We start from the raw sequence: 490 nt of genomic DNA, 5'->3' as shown, positions 1-490 counted from the left end.
AGTTCAAGATTACGTAGATTATAGGCGCGTCCGATGACATCAGTTTTTATGAACTCGCCCCGCTATGGAATAAAATCAAGGGCGCCGGTTTTATGCAGTGGTACAATGATTCCGTAAAACTGGAAACTTTTATTTCAAAAGATTACAAAGAACTACGCGCTCCGGCGATTTCAGGTTCTTCTTTATTCGAGGGCGTTTATGACGGCGGGAGTAATCCTGAGGATCGCCTTCCTCCGACAGGATGGCGGCTGTTCGGCCAGCGTTATACTCTGGACAGTGAAATACATCATTTTGTCTCTCCGCCAAGACTTATGAACCGTAACATGGTCAACGGCCTTGATATTATGAAAGTCTTTGGATCAAAAACCGCGGACCGGCTTTTAAGGGAAAGCAATCTTGAATCTTTCATACTCTACCATACCAATTCATGGGAAATCTCTAATGAGTGGGAGCATGATGTAACCAGTTATTTTTTTGCGTATTTCGGGGA

The 490-nt window shown here is 43.9% G+C and carries 1 protein-coding gene; it reads left to right on the top strand.

What is annotated here, in order from left to right; genetic code table 11:
* Window positions 1–17: 17 nt before the first annotated feature.
* On the top strand, window positions 18–490 hold a 473-nt coding region (locus tag ACYVRA_RS08595), incomplete at its 3' end, for a DUF3160 domain-containing protein (protein ID WP_461252304.1).

The sequence above is a fragment of the Treponema sp. R8-4-B8 genome (assembly GCF_054786175.1).
Note: the sequence above shows the minus strand (reverse complement) of the source record. Positions and strands in the feature narration are given on the sequence as shown.